This window comes from Clostridioides sp. ES-S-0190-01, assembly GCF_020658275.1.
Taxonomy (GTDB): domain Bacteria; phylum Bacillota; class Clostridia; order Peptostreptococcales; family Peptostreptococcaceae; genus Clostridioides.
Map to the genome: position 1 here is coordinate 213,700 of NZ_JACVWA010000015.1, position 19,095 is coordinate 232,794.

At 30.9% G+C, this 19,095-nt stretch carries 15 protein-coding genes; all 15 read right to left on the reverse strand.

The annotated features are described in order from the left end of the window. Nucleotides 1–17: 17 nt before the first annotated feature. Entirely contained in the window at nucleotides 18–995 is a 978-nt protein-coding gene (locus IC214_RS04465) for an alpha-ketoacid dehydrogenase subunit beta (RefSeq protein WP_227434351.1), read from the reverse strand. Further along, nucleotides 995–1,975, reverse strand: coding sequence for a thiamine pyrophosphate-dependent dehydrogenase E1 component subunit alpha (locus tag IC214_RS04470; protein ID WP_227434350.1), 981 nt, complete (start codon nucleotides 1,973–1,975; stop codon nucleotides 995–997). Before IC214_RS04470 ends, IC214_RS04465 begins: the two co-directional genes overlap by 1 nt. A 36-nt stretch (nucleotides 1,976–2,011) precedes the next feature. Beyond that, the gene (gene mch, locus IC214_RS04475; RefSeq protein WP_227434349.1) at nucleotides 2,012–2,971 is read right to left on the reverse strand and encodes a methenyltetrahydromethanopterin cyclohydrolase; all 960 of its coding nucleotides are present in this window, start codon (nucleotides 2,969–2,971) and stop codon (nucleotides 2,012–2,014) included. Between the two features lie 27 nt (nucleotides 2,972–2,998). Next, nucleotides 2,999–3,733: an SDR family NAD(P)-dependent oxidoreductase gene (locus IC214_RS04480; protein ID WP_227835207.1), complete on the reverse strand. Its 735-nt coding sequence runs from the start codon at nucleotides 3,731–3,733 to the stop codon at nucleotides 2,999–3,001. 133 nt (nucleotides 3,734–3,866) lie between these two features. Next, nucleotides 3,867–6,119, reverse strand: coding sequence for a molybdopterin cofactor-binding domain-containing protein (locus IC214_RS04485; protein WP_227866295.1), 2,253 nt, complete (start codon nucleotides 6,117–6,119; stop codon nucleotides 3,867–3,869). Continuing rightward, nucleotides 6,112–6,603 (reverse strand): (2Fe-2S)-binding protein, encoded by a 492-nt coding sequence (locus IC214_RS04490; protein ID WP_413926634.1) that lies wholly within the window; start codon nucleotides 6,601–6,603, stop codon nucleotides 6,112–6,114. Before IC214_RS04490 ends, IC214_RS04485 begins: the two co-directional genes overlap by 8 nt. A gap of 374 nt (nucleotides 6,604–6,977) precedes the next feature. Further along, a complete protein-coding gene (locus tag IC214_RS04495) occupies nucleotides 6,978–8,303 on the reverse strand; it encodes a uracil-xanthine permease family protein (protein WP_227434346.1) in 1,326 nt (441 codons plus the stop codon). Nucleotides 8,304–9,311: 1,008 nt separating this feature from the next. Continuing rightward, on the reverse strand, nucleotides 9,312–10,913 hold the full coding sequence (locus tag IC214_RS04500; protein WP_227866296.1) for an amidohydrolase family protein: 1,602 nt from the start codon (nucleotides 10,911–10,913) through the stop codon (nucleotides 9,312–9,314). An 86-nt stretch (nucleotides 10,914–10,999) separates the two neighbouring features. Beyond that, entirely contained in the window at nucleotides 11,000–11,677 is a 678-nt protein-coding gene (locus IC214_RS04505) for a hypothetical protein (protein WP_227482053.1), read from the reverse strand. Between the two features lie 12 nt (nucleotides 11,678–11,689). Then, the gene (locus IC214_RS04510) at nucleotides 11,690–12,385 is read right to left on the reverse strand and encodes a DUF5058 family protein (RefSeq protein ID WP_227434343.1); all 696 of its coding nucleotides are present in this window, start codon (nucleotides 12,383–12,385) and stop codon (nucleotides 11,690–11,692) included. A 50-nt stretch (nucleotides 12,386–12,435) separates the two neighbouring features. Then, nucleotides 12,436–13,635 (reverse strand): dipeptidase, encoded by a 1,200-nt coding sequence (locus IC214_RS04515; RefSeq protein ID WP_227482052.1) that lies wholly within the window; start codon nucleotides 13,633–13,635, stop codon nucleotides 12,436–12,438. A gap of 257 nt (nucleotides 13,636–13,892) precedes the next feature. After that, the gene (locus tag IC214_RS04520) at nucleotides 13,893–15,938 is read right to left on the reverse strand and encodes a sigma 54-interacting transcriptional regulator (protein ID WP_227866297.1); all 2,046 of its coding nucleotides are present in this window, start codon (nucleotides 15,936–15,938) and stop codon (nucleotides 13,893–13,895) included. 197 nt (nucleotides 15,939–16,135) lie between these two features. Beyond that, nucleotides 16,136–16,945 carry an alpha/beta fold hydrolase gene (locus IC214_RS04525; RefSeq protein WP_227434340.1) on the reverse strand — a complete coding sequence of 270 codons (810 nt, stop codon included), beginning with the start codon at nucleotides 16,943–16,945 and terminating at the stop codon, nucleotides 16,136–16,138. 83 nt (nucleotides 16,946–17,028) lie between these two features. Continuing rightward, nucleotides 17,029–17,562, reverse strand: a complete 534-nt coding sequence (locus IC214_RS04530; RefSeq protein WP_227434339.1) for a ferritin-like domain-containing protein — start codon at nucleotides 17,560–17,562, stop codon at nucleotides 17,029–17,031. Between the two features lie 179 nt (nucleotides 17,563–17,741). After that, complete coding sequence (locus tag IC214_RS04535; RefSeq protein WP_227434338.1) at nucleotides 17,742–19,091, reverse strand: TldD/PmbA family protein; 1,350 nt, start codon at nucleotides 19,089–19,091, stop codon at nucleotides 17,742–17,744. Nucleotides 19,092–19,095 lie beyond the last annotated feature (4 nt).

Below are 19,095 nucleotides of genomic sequence, written 5' to 3' on the forward strand. Positions count from 1 at the left end.
TGTTTATCCTCCCCTGACTAATATTGCATAACTTCCTTACAAGCCTTAATTAGATTTTCTAATTTTGGTAGAACAAAATCCTCTAAAACTGGTGCATATGCTACTGGAGCATCAATTGATGTAACTCTTTTTATTGGTGCACTTAGATACTCAAATACATCTTCATTTATCATTGCAGATATTTCAGCAGCCCATCCTCCAACTCTTGGACCTTCTTGAGCAATAACCAATCGACTAGTTTTCGCAACTGACTCTACTATAGTTTTTTTATCATAAGGAAATACAGTTCTAAGGTCGATTATCTCTACACTAATCCCTTCTTTTTCAAGTTGACTTGCTGCTTTATGTGCTAACCCTAACATCATTTGAGTAGCTACTATAGTAATATCACTTCCAGTTTTTTCAATCTCAGCTTCATATAGAGGAATTTCATATGGCTCAACTGGCACTTCTCCTTTAACATTGTATAGCATTTTATGTTCTAAAAATAATACAGGATTATCGTTTTTTATAGCTGAAAGCAACATCCCTTTAGCTTCATAAGGTGTTGTTGGTGAAACTACTACAAGCCCAGGTGTATTCATAAACCATGACTCTGCACAAACTGAATGATGATATGCACAGCGTATACCACCTCCCTGTACAGCACGAACAGTAATTGGGCAATGTGCTTTTCCTTGGAACATAAAATTTAATTTTGCTGCATTATTTACAAGTTGGTCAAAACAAACTCCCAAAAAATCTGCAAACATTATCTCTGGAACTGGTCTTAGTCCACAAAGTGCTGCACCATTTGATAATCCCAATATAGCTGATTCTGATAAAGCTGTATCTTTTATTCTATTTGGCCACTTAGCCATTATTCCTTTAGTAATCCCAAAATCTCCACCCATTTTAGCTACATCTTCACCTAGTATAAAAACTCTATCATCATTTTCCATAGCTTGATGAAGTGCTTCATTTATTGCCATTCCATATGAAAGTTTTCTTCCCATTATCTTATCTCCACCTCTCTATCAACATATGTGTGTGTAACTGCATCTTTAATATCTGGTGATGGACTCTCCAATGAGAATCTCAGCATTTCTTGAACATCAGCCTCTATTTCTTCTTCTATTTGCTTAAGTGATTCATCTGACATACCTTCTCTTTCAATAAGTATCTTTCTAGTTAACTTGATTGGGTCTCTATCTTTCCAATACTTAACTTCTTCTTCAGGTCTATATGCTGCTGGGTCTCCTGCAAAATGACCTTGCCAGCGATAAGTGAGAAATTCTATTAAAGTTGGTCCTTCACCTTTTCTTGCCCTATCTGCTGCTATTTCCACTATCTCAATTACTGCTTCTACATCATTTCCATCTACCCTATAACTTGGAATCTCATACCCCTCGCCCCAAGTTTTTAATTCTTTTTGAGGATGTGAATCTGTATAGTGTGTAGATATAGCATATTGATTATTAAGTAGGCAATATATTATAGGAAGTTTCCATGTTGCTGCCATATTAAGACTTTCGTGGCAAGTTCCTTCTCCTAAAGTTCCATCTCCTAGAAATACTGCTGTAACATCATCTGTTTCTTTATACACAGATGCAAAAGCTGTACCAAGACAAGTTACCATAGTTGAACCCTGTATTCCATTAAACCCCATATTTCTACATTCAATATCATTTATATGCATTGAACCGCCTCTACCACCATTTATTCCTGTAGCCTTAGCAAAAATTTCTGCCATTACAAGTTTTGGGTCAGTACCACAAAGTGCTATAGTTCCATGACCTCTATGGTCTGGAAATTTATAATCTGTTTTTCTAAGTGCATCAACTATGCCTGCTTGACAAGCTTCTTGCCCTATACTTAAATGAACAAATCCTGGTATTGTTCCATTGGCAGCATATACTTCTATTACTTCTTCAAATCTGCGAATCATAACCATGTCACGGTATAATTTTTCTAATCTTAACTTACCTAATGCCATCTTATCTCCCCCTGAATCAATAAATTTTTAAGTTGTTTATTTTAAGAAACTTTTTTCAAGTACTGAGTAATTTATTTCTCCTGCCGAAAATGATTTCCCAGTATTTATATTATGTATCTGTATTTTGCCTATTGAGTGTACATCATGGTCTACATAGAAAAAGTCTCTTCCTGCCTTCTCAAATACATCTTCAAACAACTCTCCATAATTTGGAGACGAAGTTTTCCCTGCCAACTGGTGTATAGTTTTTGCAATAGCAGTATCAGTCGAATCCACCCAAAACTCAGTTTCACTACCATAAATCAATGCATCATTTATTCTTCCCATAGTCTTAAGTTCATCTTTTAATACAGGTGCGATTGGTGCTTTTCCTCTAGCAAGTACAATTTGACCTGCATCAAAGTTTTTTTCAAACATCTTATGGCATACTTGCTCAATAATTCTTGCTGACACTTGCATTGATGCTACAATACATGTACTTGGTGAAATTAATATATATGTGTCTTCTGGTTTTACTTTACAAGCATTTGCAACCTCTAAGACCGTTTCATCATTAGGATATTTTATATCTTGGATACATAGGACTGCCTCATGATAAGTGTCTTTATATGGAGTCATTTCAAAATACCAGTCTGATTTAACTCTTGCTAAAGCTCTTGCTGGTCCTGACCCAATAGTTGCAAATTCACCTTCTCCAAGTTTCCATCCAGCAATCTGTGAACCCATACATGCAATCAATGGTTTATCTATAAATACTTCAACTGCTGAGAAAGAATATTCATCATTTAATTTAAAATCTCCTAATGATACTGTTCCTAGGTCGCCTATAGAAGCCCTAGTAAATAAAACACCTGCTTTCCAGCTTCCACTACAATTTAATCCCATATCAATTATAGTTGCTCCACAATCCATCTTAACAACTTCACACCCTAATGCTTCTGCATCTTCCAGTATCTCTCTTACTACCACCATAGCTTTCTTGTTTAAACTTATCATCTTTATACCTCTCAATATATATTTTATTTATGCCTTCTTCCCACATACATCAATTGCAGCTCCCATTATTGGACTTGCTTCATCAGATGCTAAGAAAGTTACAACTTTTGATACTTCTTCCACTTGCAACATTTCTTCAAGTGGTATCGTAACTGCATCATCATAGTCAAATCTTTTTCTTGTATATTCAGTATTAGTCATACCTAAATATATTGCATTTACATTGATTCCATACTCTTTTACTTCTTCTGATAAAGTTTGAGTAAAACTTACCATCCCACCTTTAGAAGCAGCATATGCCCCAAAACCTGGAAAAAAATGTTTTGCTGCTGTAGAACTAATATTTATTATTTTTCCATACTTTTTATCAATCATTGTTCTAAGAACAGCCTTAGTACAATAAAAAGTTCCACTTAAATTAGTCTTTATCTGAGCATCCCAATCTTCAATTGTAGTATCAACTACTGGAGCTGATTTATGGAGAGCTACATTATTAATCAATACATCTACACACTCAAATTTATCTATTACTTCACTAAAACAAACTTCTACTTCTTCTGGTTTGCTTACATCACAAACTGAAACAAAGGCTTTACCACCAGATTTAATGATTCTTTCTGCAACATTATCCAATTTACTTTTAGTTCTACCAATTAAGACTACTGTTGCTCCTTCAATAGCAAAATCTAAAGCAAATCCTGCCCCTAATCCTTGCCCTCCTCCTGTTATCACAACAACCTTATCTTTAAATCTTAAATTCACAATCCATCACATCCTCTACATTCTTATAATTCAAACTTATATTTAGAAAAATGTCTTACATTTCAATATCTAAAGTATTTTAAATAAATATCTTTTTACTTTGTATAACTAATTTCTTTTGTATAAAACAACATTAAATATTTATATTATCCATTAAAATATTTTTCTTTAATGGCAAACTATAAAAATCACAGTTTAACGCATTTGCTACTGCATTTGCTACTGCTGGTGCTGATGGTACAACAGAACATTCACCTATACTCTTAGCTCCAAATGGACCTCCAGGTTCTCCACATTCTATCATTCCAACTTTTATTTGTGGCATTTCACTAGCCTTTATCATATGATACGAGCGAAATGAATTAGCTTTTATTTTTCCTCTATTATCAAACTCAAGCGCTTCAGTTAACGCATATCCTATTCCCATTTGAATTGCTCCTTCAATCTGACCTTCTACAGACATTGGGTTCAAAGCTTTACCCACATCATGTACTGCAACATATTCTAAAACTCTTACACTTGCCAGTTTAGTATCAACCTCAACTTTAGCAAAATGTACACCATATGAACTTGCTCCAGTTTGAGATGCAAAAGTTTCAGCTCCTATAATCTCTCTTAAACTTACCCTTTGAGCATGTATCATGACATCGCATAAAGTGGCTTGTTTGTTGTTATTTTTGATAGAATAAACTCTATCGTCCTTAAATTCTATATATTCTTCATCCTCTTTTAAGAGTTGGGATGCTTCTTTTAAAAGCTCTTTTTTTACTGAGTTTGCTACTTTTAAAGCTGCATTTCCGGATACAAAAACTCCTCTACTTGCGTAATCTCCTAAATTCCATGGTGATGCTTCTGTATCTGCCTGTATACATTCTATTTTTTCCTGGCTTATTCCAAGTACTTCAGATATAATTTGCACCTGGACACTTACAGATGCATTTCCCATATCATGAGTACCTGTATATAATACAGCTGAACCATCTTCATTCATTTTCAACATTAAGGCTGTTATATCTCTATGTGCCCCAAAGCATCCATTTCCATGTGAACCAACTGCCATACCTACACCAATTAAAAACCTACCATTTGATTCATTTTGCTGTCTTATTTGTTTTTTCCAGTCAAATATTTCAGCACCTTTTTTTATACAGTCTATTGGTCTTGGATTACCATGAGGACTTTTAAATCGTTGGTCTATTCCATCTGGTTCAACTAAGTTCTTAAGCTGTAAATTTAAAATATCCATATTTAGTTTTTTTGCAATTTTATTTAGTTGGGATTGTTGTGCAAAAAAAGCTTGTGGAGAACCATATCCTCTCATTGCTCCTGCAATTGGTGTGTTTGTATACACTGGTATTCCTGTATATCTCATATTTTCAATCTTATATGCTTTAAATACTTTATGACTCATTGCTCCAATTACATTTAAAGCACTTGATGCATATGCTCCTGTATTTGTTAGAACTTTCATATCTTGTGCTACAATTTGACCATCTTTCATAACACCTGTTTTTAGATATACAACTGCACCATGTCTAGTTCTTGTTGAAGCAATAGTTTCTCTCCTGTTAAGTTCTAGTTTGACTGGCCTACCTGATAGTTTTGCTAATAATGCTACAATTGGCTCAATTGTAATCTCTAATTTACCTCCAAAAGCTCCTCCAATAGCTGGACTTACTAGTCTAACTTTATTCATTGGTACTTCAAATAACTTAGATAAGATTATCCTAAAGCCAAAAGTATTTTGATTAGGACTATAAACAGTAAGTTTTCCACTGTAATCATAATCTGCAATAGCCACATGAGTTTCTATTGCACCATGATGTATAGCTGGAAGTGTATACTTATCTTCAAAAATATAATCAGCTTTTTTCATAGCTTCTTCAATATTTCCACACTGTTGTACACTTACTGCAAGTTTGTTTCCACCTTTATGGATTGGATATGCACCCTCTTGTATTGCTTCTTCTGGATTAAATACTGATGGTAATTCTTCGTATTCAACCTCAATAAGCTTCAATGCTTTTTCAGCAGTTTGTAAATCTTCAGCTGCAACAGCTGCAACTTTATCACCAACAAAACGAACAGTATCATCAAAGATATATTCAACCTCTGGCAACTCATGTTCATAAAATCTCATTGCACTATTAAAGGCTTTTTGAGGTGAGTTTTTATAAGTGGCTATGGCTTTTACACCTTCTAATTTTTCAGCTTTTGATGTGTCTATTTTTTTAATTTTTGCATGCGCTATAGGGCTGAATAAAACCTTAGCATAAAGCATATTTGGAATTTTCATATCCGCAGTATATTTAAGTTGGCCAGTAGCTTTAAGTACAGCATCTCTTATTGGGACTCTCTCACCAATAATTTTAAATTTATTACTCACAGGTTATACCCCCCCCCATCCTTTTTGCTGATAAAAGTATAGCCTCAACAATTTTTACATATCCTGTACATCTGCAAAGATTGTTATCTATAGACTTTCTAACATCTTCCTCAGAAGGATTTGGATTTTTGTCTAGTAAGGCTTTTGCCGACATTATCATCCCTGGAGTACAATATCCACATTGAACAGCTCCACAATCAATAAATGCTTGTTGAATTGGATGTATATTGATTCCATCTGACAACCCTTCAATTGTCAATATCTTTTTCCCAACTGCGTTTCTTGCTAGAATCAGACATGAATTAACTGCTTCTCCATCTAAAATTATTTTACAAGCTCCACAATCACCAGTACTACATCCACACTTACTTCCAGTTAAATTAAACACTTCTCTTAAAACATAAAGTAAAGTCCAGCTTTTTTTTATACTCACCTTTCTCAATCTGCCATTTATATCAAGTTCAATAACATCTATAATCTCCACCTTCTCCCCACATAATTTAAATTTTAATATTTTCTATGAAATTTAATCTTTGATTAATTTATCCAAGTTATTTACTCTCCTTTGACAAGTAAAATCCATAATTACTGTTAAAAAAGGAGGGGCAAGGCGCTCCTCCTGGATATCCTTTCAGATTATACTTTTATTAAAATGAGTATCATATCTTTTGATTATTTAGTTTTTTAAGGTTTTTGGGTAAAAAAAATAGAAGCAAGGCGCTCCTTCTTGGATATCCTTTCAGATTATATTCTGCTCAAATGCAAGCTATTAGGTTTCCTTCAAAGTTCAATTCTATTTTTGGTAAAAAAAATAGAAGCAAGGCGCTCCTTCTTGGATATCCTTTAGAATTACATTCTCTAAGCTTTACAACTTACTTTACTTTCCACTACATCTTCTTTTTCCTTAGGCAATACAATATTTAGTATTAAAGATAATAAAGCTGTTCCAGATATACCAGTCATTAAAGTGACTACAATGCTTGGTAAAAATGCTAATGCAGCTTGATTAAAATAACCACCCATACCAATGCCCAATGAGACTGCTAAAATTGTTATATTACGATTTGTCATCTTTCCCATTCCAATAACCTTAATACCTGATGATGCAATTGTTCCAAACATCATAACTAATGTTCCTCCAATAACTGGGTCTGGTGTTAAAGCTAATATCTGGGCAAACTTTGGGAAAAATGCTAATACGCCTAACATTACTCCTCCAAGTGCTACTATGTACCTACTTGCAACTCCTGTCATACAAATTATTCCTATGTTTGGACTACCTGATATAACTGGAAGCCCATTAAACAAGGCTGCAAAACAACTTCCAACTCCATCTGCTCTCACAGCTCTCATCAATTCTTTTTGTGTAGGTAGACGGTTTTCAACAGAACTGACAACACCTGTCGTATCTCCTATTATTTCCATAACTGTAACAATATGAATTGTACATATGGTTATAATAGCGCCCAAGTTGAACTCCAATCCCCAGTATATAGGTTTTGGCATTGCAAACCAATTTGCTTGTGCCATACTAGAAAAGTCAACCATACCAAATATTATTGCTACTACATACCCTATTACTATTGAAATTATTATGGATGCTACTTTTAGAAAACCTTTTCCAAATTGATTTAAAATGAGTGTTAATAATAATGTGAATATAGCTAAAGAAAAATTAGCAACTACATTAGGTCCATGAGCATCAAAAGATACTGCGTAGTCAAATGAAGAACTCATAAGTGATAACCCTACTGCCAAAACAACACTTCCTGTAACAGTAGGTGTAAAATATTTATGTAAATATTTTACTGCAAGAGGTCCTACTAAAGTTAAAACTAGACTTCCTACAAGTACTGCTCCAAAAGCTCCAGCAATACCAACATCATTATTTGTACTTAAGGCAATTAATGGTGCTACAAAGGTGAAACTTCCACCAGTAACAATTGGCAACCGTGACCCTATTGGTCCAATTCCCATAGATTGCAGTATGGTGCTCACTCCTGCAATCAACATCGAACATTGAATCAAAAATGCAGTCTCACTTAGTGAGAGACCCATGCCCACAGCTACTAAAATAGCACCTGACATAGTACCTGCAAAAGCAGAAAAAACATGTTGCATACTAAGCGGTATTGCTGTTAGAAGCTTTGGCTTGTCATTAAATCCATACTTGTAATTTTCCATATCTTACCCCTTATCGCTCCCGCCATTGCCGCCAAATGTATGGAGCTATGTAATAAATTATTAGTAACCTTAAAAGTTAGAGCCTAATAAATATTGCACAGTTACATTATGAAGTTTTAGTAATACATTTTGAAATTAGAAAAGCTCTAATTTAAGGAGTGGCGGAGGATTAGTTACTAAAAAAATAAAACGTTTGCTTTTAGCATCATTTTTATTTTTTGTAAGCTAGGTAATTAATCCGATTTTTAATTGTATTATACAGTCACGATTTTATACTGTCAAGATTATTCTGACAATTTAATTTTAGTTTTATTTAGAATTATTAAAGTAAAAATAATAATCAATTTGTAGAATAAAATCAGTATTAAAATACTTTAATTTTCAAATTTTTGTTATTTTATTATCGAAATTCAGTTTAATATTTATTTCTATAAAATATATACAACTTCTTATTTTAGCCATATAACACTATTTCAGTAAATATAATAAATAAAGATATATATAATAATCATAAAAATTTTAATTATTGGATAAATATAAATATTTTATTGTTTATTTAATTAAATCAGACATAGTACATATATTTTATAATACAATATTATTTTAATATATATAAAAAAAATAATTATTTTTTATTATTTTCTCATTCTCTGATATTTAAATTCTCTTTTATTAGATATTTTTTTAACATTTTTTTGTAAAAAGTTTATCTTTACATACTTACAAAAAATTTATTTTTCAAAATTATAACCATTTATTTTCCCAATTTTTCTACATATTTCAATAAATAAAAATCTTAATTTTTTATTATAAAAGTAAATTATTTTTTGTACATTTCTTATTACTCATGCTTTTTATTATTGCTATAAATTAATATCTATTACTATTACGAGAAAAAACGAAGAGTGATTTTTATTTAAATAATATTCAAACTTCGTTTTTTCTTACTAGCTATTTATTTAATTTCTAAATTTCTATTATTTTTTAATACTTTATCTTTTTAATAATCTATCTTTTTAATACTTCACCACATGGATTTTTAGTAACTTTACCTTCTTCTAATGCAATTTTTCCATTTACAATTACATATTCAACACCTTTGGCTAATAACTGTGGATTTGAGAAGTCAATCTCTTCAGACCTAGGATAGCCGTAGTTTTCCATATCAATAACCGCTATATCAGCTATTTTACCCTCTTTAAGTATACCTCTATCCTTTATTTTAAACTGGTTAGCTGGTAATGAAGTTACCCTTCTTACTACTTCTTCCAATCTTACACCTGATTTTTTATACATATCAAAGAAAATTGGAAATGCCCCTCTTCTTTGAAGCTCAAACCATGACATATCTCCACCTACACTAAACAAACAATCTGAACCAACCATAACAAATGGATTATTTATTATCTTTTTATCATGTAATTTATCAGGAAAATCTCCCCTGTACATTCCTCCTAGGCAAAATATAAGTTCTTCATCTCCATATAAAAGTAAATCTAGTAATAACTTATTCTCATCTATACCTTTTTGCATAGCTATTTCACGTATTGATTTCTTTTCCATATCAATATCATTGGTATTTAGAAGTATTATACTTCCTCTATCTCCAAGTATAAATGCCTCTTTTAATATCAAAGCTCTTCCTTCTTCATTACTAAGAGCATCCATAACTCCATCCATACCTAATTCAAACAAACTAGATGATATTGCCATAATAAATTGAAGTACTCTTTTTTTCTTCATACAATGACCAGAACTTCTTGGTACTGTATCAACCATTATATCAACACCATTGTATCTAGCTTTTAATATCTCATCAAAGGCTTCTATTTCAACTGGACTTAAATGTGATACTTGGACTCTAGCACCACTTTTTTGACCTACCTCTATAGTCTCTTTTACTGCATTATATCTTCCTATGTAATCTCTAATATGAGATGTATATATACCATCATGTTCCTTAATTAACTTTGCAATATCAACAAGTTCATCAATATCAGCATACTTACTTGGTATATATGCCAATCCAGTAGATATTCCAAAAGCACCACTTTTCATGCCATCATTTATTATATCTGTAATTTCATTTTTTTCTTTTTTTGTAGGAGGTCTATCTTTAGACCCTCCCATAACACTCCATCTTATAGTCCCATGACCCAATAAAAATCCCATATTAATAGCTATTCCACTCTTAGATATAAGAGCACAATATTCTATAAAACTATCCCAATGCTTATTTTTATCTATAAGATACTTTTTTTCTTCTTCAAGTAATAGACCATTCTTATACATATATTCATATATATTCTCAGAAGAATATGGTGTTATAGAATGACCACAATTACCATTTATAGTTGTTGTAACACCTTGTTTTAGGAATTTTTCAAATTTACCATCTAGTATTGCTACTATTTCTTCATGAACATGAGGGTCAATAAATCCAGGTGTTACAACTTTTTTATGACAATCTATCATTTTATTTGTATCATCATTTATCTCAGAATCTATTCTTACTATTAAATTATTTTTTATAGCTATATCTCCATAAAAACCACTTTCTCCAGTCCCATCTATTATAAATCCATTTTTTAAAACTAAATCATATGCCACATTATTCACCCCTTAAAATATAATTTTATTGCAGTAGCCTTTACTATAATTCTTTATATTTTAAACTTTTTACTTCTTTAATTTTACTAGTCTCTAAGTTTATCTTTATGCATAACTCTTGCAATCAATATAGTACCAAATACACATATAAGAACTACTAAAGATTGTGGTATTATACCTTGCTTTGATAATATAATAGTCAATACAGCTATTACAATTGCTACTAATCCTAGTTTTTTATCTTGTAAAAAAACTTGTCCAAACACTGACCCAAATAGAGCTGGTAAGATTAAATTCAATTTTTCTACTACTTCAGGTGGTATTTTAGACAACACACTTCCTCCTAAAATTACTCCAAAAGTCAAAATACTTATATTTACTAGAATAGATACAGCTATTCCTATAGTAGATATTATTGAACCTTCTTCTGTTCCAGATTCAACTTCTGCTGCTTTTTGAGCTGCTATTGAACATGGCAGTCTCATATTAGATATATTTCCAGAAAGAAAACTCATATAAGTTCCTGGTATCCCTAAAATTGGTGAATAAGAAACTGGCTCTATTATGTAGTTTGGTGCGCTCATACTAACTATTGCCATTGTACTTGCTAATAATGCTGATATTGGAGGCATAAGACCAAATCCAAAACTTAAAATTATTCCAGGAACTAATGCTGCTATAATACCTAAAGATAATGTCAATCTACCATACCTTATCATAAAAGGTAAGTACTCTTCATTGTATATAGATTTTACTTTACTCATAAAACTCCCCCCTTATATTATTGAACCTATTATCATCCCACTAAACATTGATATTGTAAGACCCCACTCTCTCAGCCATTTTATATTTTTCTTTTTTTCAATCATACAAAGTATTACCATTATTATCATTCCACTTATACATGCAATTGTTCCATTGTCAAAACGCAACACTCTATCAGCATTTAGGTATGCAAATGAACCTAACATTGCTCCTACAGATATTATTGGTATAAATGATTTCTTACCACTAGAAATAACATTCGTTATTTTATCTAACTTATGCCCAAACAATAATGTAAATATTATCCACCCTAAAGAACCTAATATCATAGTCCAAACTGCATTTGTAAATGCTACTTTTGTCATCTCAGGAGAACCTAAAGTTATCCCTAAAGCATCTGTTCCAAACCCAGCTGACATAGATTCAAAAATTACAGAACCTATAAATGATAATCTCATCCATGCTATAGGTCCACCCATAGTTACTATAAGTGAAACCATCCCAGCAAATATAGTCATTGATGGGCCTATAGCTGAAATAGCACTACTCTTAATAGCTGATTTTATTTGCTTATCAGTTATTCCCATCGTCTTCCCAACTTTACAAGATTTTATAGCAAATACAAGAGATTGTACTACTACTATTGATACAGCTACTGTACTTGCTATCCACAAAAGTGGATGATTGGCTAATTTTAAATAATCCATTGCAAAAAACCTCCCTATAAATCCTCAAATTTTATTAAAACATTTAAGCCTTATTTCCAAACCTTATTCAATACTCTAAGTATGTTTCCACCCAACACCTTTTCTATTTCCTCATCACTATATCCATGTTTTACTAAATATCTGACAATATTTTTTGAAGTTTCAGTTGGATTTTCAAGACCTTTTACATACTCTACTTTAGGATGCTCCTTTGTCCCAGTTATTTTTTTAATATCAAATTTAGCAGCTAACACTGAATGTAATTTAACATGGTCACCATATACTGTATCTGGTCCAAAAGCCACATGGTCTATCCCTACTAGATTTTTAATATACTCAAAATGTTCCATAAATGACTCTATTGAATGTTCTTTGTTTTTTTCAGTTATTGTAGTATGTGGTGCTGCTTCTACACCTATGACCCCACCCTTTTTCGCACATGCTATTAGTACTTCATCTGGCGTTAATCTCTTTGTGTTCCACAGACTTCTTGCCCCAACATGACTCAATATTATTGGGTCCTTACTGTGTTCTATAACATCAAGTGTCGTTTGAACTCCAACATGAGAGCAATCTATTGCCATTCCAATCTTATTCATTCTTTCAACAGCTTTTCTACCAAAATTCGTAAGCCCACCATCTTTTTCTTCTTTCAATCCTGAACCCAATGCATTAGATTCACTGTATGTTATACCCATTAACCTTATGCCAAATCCATACAAAATATCTATTCTATCAAGTTCATTTTCTATTGGTGCAGCTCCTTCTAAAGTAGGTATCAAGGCCACTTTTCCTTCTTTTTTTGCTCTGTATATATCTTCTACTTTTTCACACTTTATAACAAAATCTTGGTGTGCTAAGTCACATAATCTCATACCTAAATCTATTAATATATCATCCCACTTCCATCCTGAGCTTGATGTTATTGTACATACACCATCCATTAAATTATCAAATATAGCATCGTAATATCCTCTTGATAATGCTTCATAAGCACATCTTTGTTTACCCTCTCTATTGTATTCAAATATATCTCTTTCTAAGTGTTCTGGAAATAAAACTGGATGTTCATGTAGTGATATAAATATTTTGTCATCCACTATATTTTTAACCTTAGCTTCTTGAATATCATCTAACTCGATAAGGTATTCTTTTACTCTCTTATCTCCTTTACACATCTCAATAGATGAGATATCTTTTCCCTTTTCTAAATAACTATAAGCTTCATAGCCTTTATAAGCTGACTTCATAACAATATCCTCCAAATTCTACAATTTTTTATATTTTCACTATGTAGCAATTGATATGCCAAAATATAAATTTTAATTGCATACTAAATCTTTCAAAAATAAAAACAGTAGTAAAGTGATGATTTACTACTGTTTATTAGAAATAATATTTTTTATTTTTAATTTAATATTTTTAAAATTATCTCAATATTTAAAATAATTTTACTTATTTAAGATAATTATAGGGAGTTTTTAGGGGATTTTACATTTATATCCCCCTATATTTCCCCCTTAAATTTTATATATGATATAAAATTCTTTCCTTCATCAGTTATAAAACTCCCTTGTTTTTTTACTCCAGATGACAGCAATCCATGATTTTTTAATTTATCTATTCTTTTTCTAATTTGGTCTACACTTAATGTCATACTTTTTTCTTTTAAGATTTCTTGTAATTTATTTCTTCCTAATGATATATTTTTATTATTCCAAGTTTCTATACTCATCAATATACAAATACTTTCATTAAAGAAATTTGATTGTTTGAAATCCAATATAATTGAATCAAAATTTTCATTAACTAAAGTATTGTTATTTTCAAATTTAAATTGTTCTGGCAAATGCTCATAGTCTACTCTATCTTCCTCCACTATAGTGTCAATATAATAAATCAAATTCTTAAGCTCCCTTACATTACCTGGCCACTCATACAATTTTAATACTTGCATTGATTTTTCTGTAAAACATTTATTACTATTTATTTCATCCAAAAAATACTTACTTATAAGAGGTATATCTTCCTTACGCTCTCTAAGCCTTGGTATTTCTATATGTAATACATTAATCCTATAATACAAATCTTCCCTAAAAGAACCTTCTTTAATTTTTTTCTTTAAATCCTTATTTGTAGCAGCTATAATCCTAACATCTACTGGTATAATTTTACTTCCACCCATTCTCATAACTTCTTTTTCTTGTAAGACTCTCAACAATCTTTGCTGTACCTCTAGAGATATATCACCTATCTCATCTAAAAAAATTGTTCCTGTATGCGCTCTTTCAAATATCCCCATTTTTCCGCCTTTTATCGCACCTGTGAAACTTCCTTCTTCATAGCCAAAAAGCTCACTTTCAATAAGTGTATCTGACAAAGAAGATAGATTAACTGCAACAAACGGCTTGTCTTTTCTTAGAGATTCATTATGTATTGCCTGAGCAAATATTTCCTTTCCTGTTCCATTTTCTCCAAGTATCAACACAGAAAAATCTGTAGATGCTATCTTTCTTGCGATATTAATTTTTTCTTTTATTATTTTAGTCTCACCTACAACATTCTCAAATGTGTACTTTGATACAAATCCCTTTGTATGAAATTTATTTTGAATCTTATCCTCAAGCATCTGAATTGCACTTATATCTTTAATGCTTATAATACTTTTTATTCGTTCATTATTTTCATACACATTTACTTTATTAATTATGAGTTTTTTGTTATTTAGGCTTACTACTTCATCACTGACTTCATCCTCTTGAAAAAATATTTTTTTGATAATTTTATCACTAAATAAATCCATAAAATTATTAGATATAATCTGATTTTGGTCTACTCCAACTAGATTAGAAAATACTTTATTGCAATATATAAACTTCCCTAATTTATCAATAGAAGCAATCCCTTCATCGATAATCTCCAAAAAACTCTTCATAGTTTTATTCATAGTTGTATAGTATCTATATCCACTTACTGTGTCTTCATTATATTTTTCTTTGATAATATGTAATTTATCTATAGATATATTAAGTTTTGTAAAGATTTCTATAACTGTATTTATATCTATTATTTTAGCACCTATATCTATTATTTGCTTTAAGTTCTGTGGTACTCTATTTCTACTTCCTGTAATAATTCCAATCTCACATTTAGACTTATCACATCCTGGATAATATGGTATTAAATTAATATGAATTAATCCTAATTTTCTAATTATCTTGGCTGTTTCATCTGCTGACTCTTTATAATCATCTATAACCATAACTTCAGAATCATTTTCTATACTTATTATCTGGTTTATATTTTCAATATTTATTGTACGATGTACTATTACAATAGGTATATTTTTATCGATATTATTGTGTATATGCTCTTTTATCTCATTATCTGAACACACTATAAGTTCATACTTTAATAGTTCAATATTTATGCTATCCACATAGACTAAATTATCTATATTACAAAATTCTCCAAATATATTTTCTAATTGTTTTGAGATATCTATATTTATTTTGTCATCAGTTGATACAAATAAAATATTATGTTTTTTCATACCATCACCTCCTGTTTAGTTAATATAGAAACTAATAATTTGGTCTATTGTAGCACTTTTTAAAAAAATTTTAAATCTTAAAAATCATATTTTATACTATTTGGTAATATTTTCTACTCAAAAATAAAATGGTATAGAATTTAATCTATACCATTTTATATAATATCACCATATTTTTAATTATTAATAAGATATTTCTATTCCTCTAAAAACTGCAAGAATTCTTGATTAAATAGTTTAAGTTCATCATAGAATATTGCATGACCGCTATACTCAAAAGTATATAAAGTTGAATCCTCTATTTTTTCATTCATAAAAACTGCAAATTCATATGGGCATACTTGGTCTAATTTCCCATGAAATATACCAGTAGGCACTCTTACACATTTTAAATCATTAAACAATTTTTCATCTCTTAAAGATACAGCTGTTCCAATAGTTCCAATACCTGATGCACTAAAACCAATGTCGTTAAACCACCTTCTAAAGCTTTCTGATGGATTCGATGCAAACACTTTTTCTCCAAAATTACTTACCATTTCTGGTCTATCAGTACATGCCTGAGCTATCAGTTTATTAACATCCTCACGTGTCATACCATATGGAAACTCTGGAGGTCTTTGTACAAACGATGGTGCAGCAGCAGCAAGTAATGCTAATTTTGATACTCCATAGCCATGAAACAGACTCATATATCTAAGTACAATTGCTCCTCCCATTGAAAAACCAACAAGGGTAAAATCTCTTAATCCAATGGCATGTACCACCTTATAAATATCATCTGCTAATTGGCTATAATTATACCCTCCTGATGTTGCAGCAGACTTACCAAACCCTCTTAAATCAATTGAAACGGTTCTATATCCGAGTTTTGGTAATATATTTGTTTGATATTCAAATATCTTATGTCCTAATGGCCAGCCATGTATAAAAAGTACTGTTTTTTTAGCACTCGGATTTAAATCATAAACTGCTATATTTATATCATTTACATATACATAATACATATCAATAGCAACTCCCTTCAAGAAAATGTATGATAGTCATTTTATATATATGAATAAAATGATGAATAAATAAACTTTCGAGTTTATCTGCAATACTTTTCTATTGCTTTTTTAAACAAACCTACATGGACCTTTTCATCTAAAATTATTCTATTTAATATAGCTTTTATATAAGGGTCTTCAATAATACTTATATCCTTGTAATAATTCTCAATAGCCACATACTCTAAATGTAAATCCGATTTTAATCTACTACAAATAGAATCTCCATAAAATACAAAACCACCATTCCAATATGCACCACAAGAACTTGTCGAACCTCTATATATAGGATTTCCACCCAATAATCTTATAGTCTTTGCTAATATCTCCATATGTAACATTTCTGTTATAGATATATTTATCCACATTTCACTCAGTTCTCTATAATTTTCATCTAAATCAAAGTCATGGTATAAGTACTGGGTTACACTTGTAAATTCACTCGCTACACCAGAATAATCATCCATTAATAGCTCTGCATAATACTTATTCGGCCCTAAAACTTTTATTTCTGGATACGGCTCATCACTTGAGTAGCCCTTTCTCTTGTGCATATCGTAATGTGCATCACTCATAATACATCCTCCTTTAAAATTAGCATATGATATTAATTGTATTCATCAAAGCTTTGACATATAACTTTATTAGGATAGTTAGGGTTTAATAAATAACTTAAATTAATAAAAAATCCATGCTAATAAAAATTAACATGGATTTATATTTACCTTTATATTTGTGCAATTATTTTCTGTATCTATTCATCTTTTCCTGCTACTGATAACTCTTTAATAACAACTGAAGGTGAACCTATACTACTCATTGGAAATTCTAAATCGTCTCCTATAACTTCAATATCTTTTAATAAATCGAAGTAATTACCAGCTACTGTAATTTGCTCTACTGGAAATGCTTTTTTACCATCTTTAATATAAAAACCTTTAGCTGCTAAAGAAAAATCTCCTGTTACTGAATTTGCCCCTGAATGAAGACCTGCAAAACTAGTAACCATCAATCCTTCACCTATATCCTTCATAATTTCATCTAGAGATTTATCTCCTTTCTCTATATAAAAATTAGTGGGATATATGCTTATAGGTGATGAATATGAAGATTTTATTCCATTTCCTGTAGTCTTTATATTTGCCTTATTGGCTGTCTTTAAGTTATGAAGTAAAGTTATAAGCTTTCCATTTGAAACAACTTCTTTTTTAAATGTAGCTACTCCCTCATCATCGAAAGGAGTAGATGCCATACCATTTTCTAAAAGTGGGTCATCAACTATTGTAACTATAGGAGATGCTATCATATCTCCCTCTCTATCTTTCAACAAAGATAATCCTTTTTGGGCTGAATCAGCATTAAATATTCCAGAAAATGTACTAAGTAAAGATACCATTGCTTCATTAAACAATATAGTTTTATATTTGCCTGATGGTATACTCTTTCCACCTATTTTAGATAAAGCATTTTCAACTCCAAGCTTTGCTATCTCACAAGGCTTTATTTCTTCAATAGAATTTGCTATATTATATCCCACTCCATCATACTTTTGTCCATTGTCTTCTATGATAGGAACTACAAACCCTATAAGCATATTAGTTTTATTACTTAAATCAAGACCTTTAGTATTATATATACCATTACTTGATACAGAATAAGATATAGTGCATCTAGATAAATTTACTACCTTATCTGAATAAGCTTTAGTCTCTCTTTCCATTTCTAGAGCTAAATCAATCAACTTATCTGCTTCTAAATTTTCTAACTCTTTAGAATAAGTCTTTACATCATTATAGTGCTTATCGCCTTCATATATAAATTGTACATCTTCATTTTCGATAGCTCTTACCCCATCTTTTACATTTTTTATCAACATATCAACAGCTTTATCATCTAAAATTTCTGTATAAGAATAACCTACCTTTCCATTTACCTTACCTCTAAAAGATAAACCAAAAGACTTATCAAGATTGTATTTCTCAACTTCTCCTTCATATATATTTATACTTAAATTTTCCCCTGTGGAATAATACACTTCACATTCTTCAAATCCTTCACTTAGAGCTTTTTTAAATAATATATCCTTAAAACTTTTAAGTTCCACAATT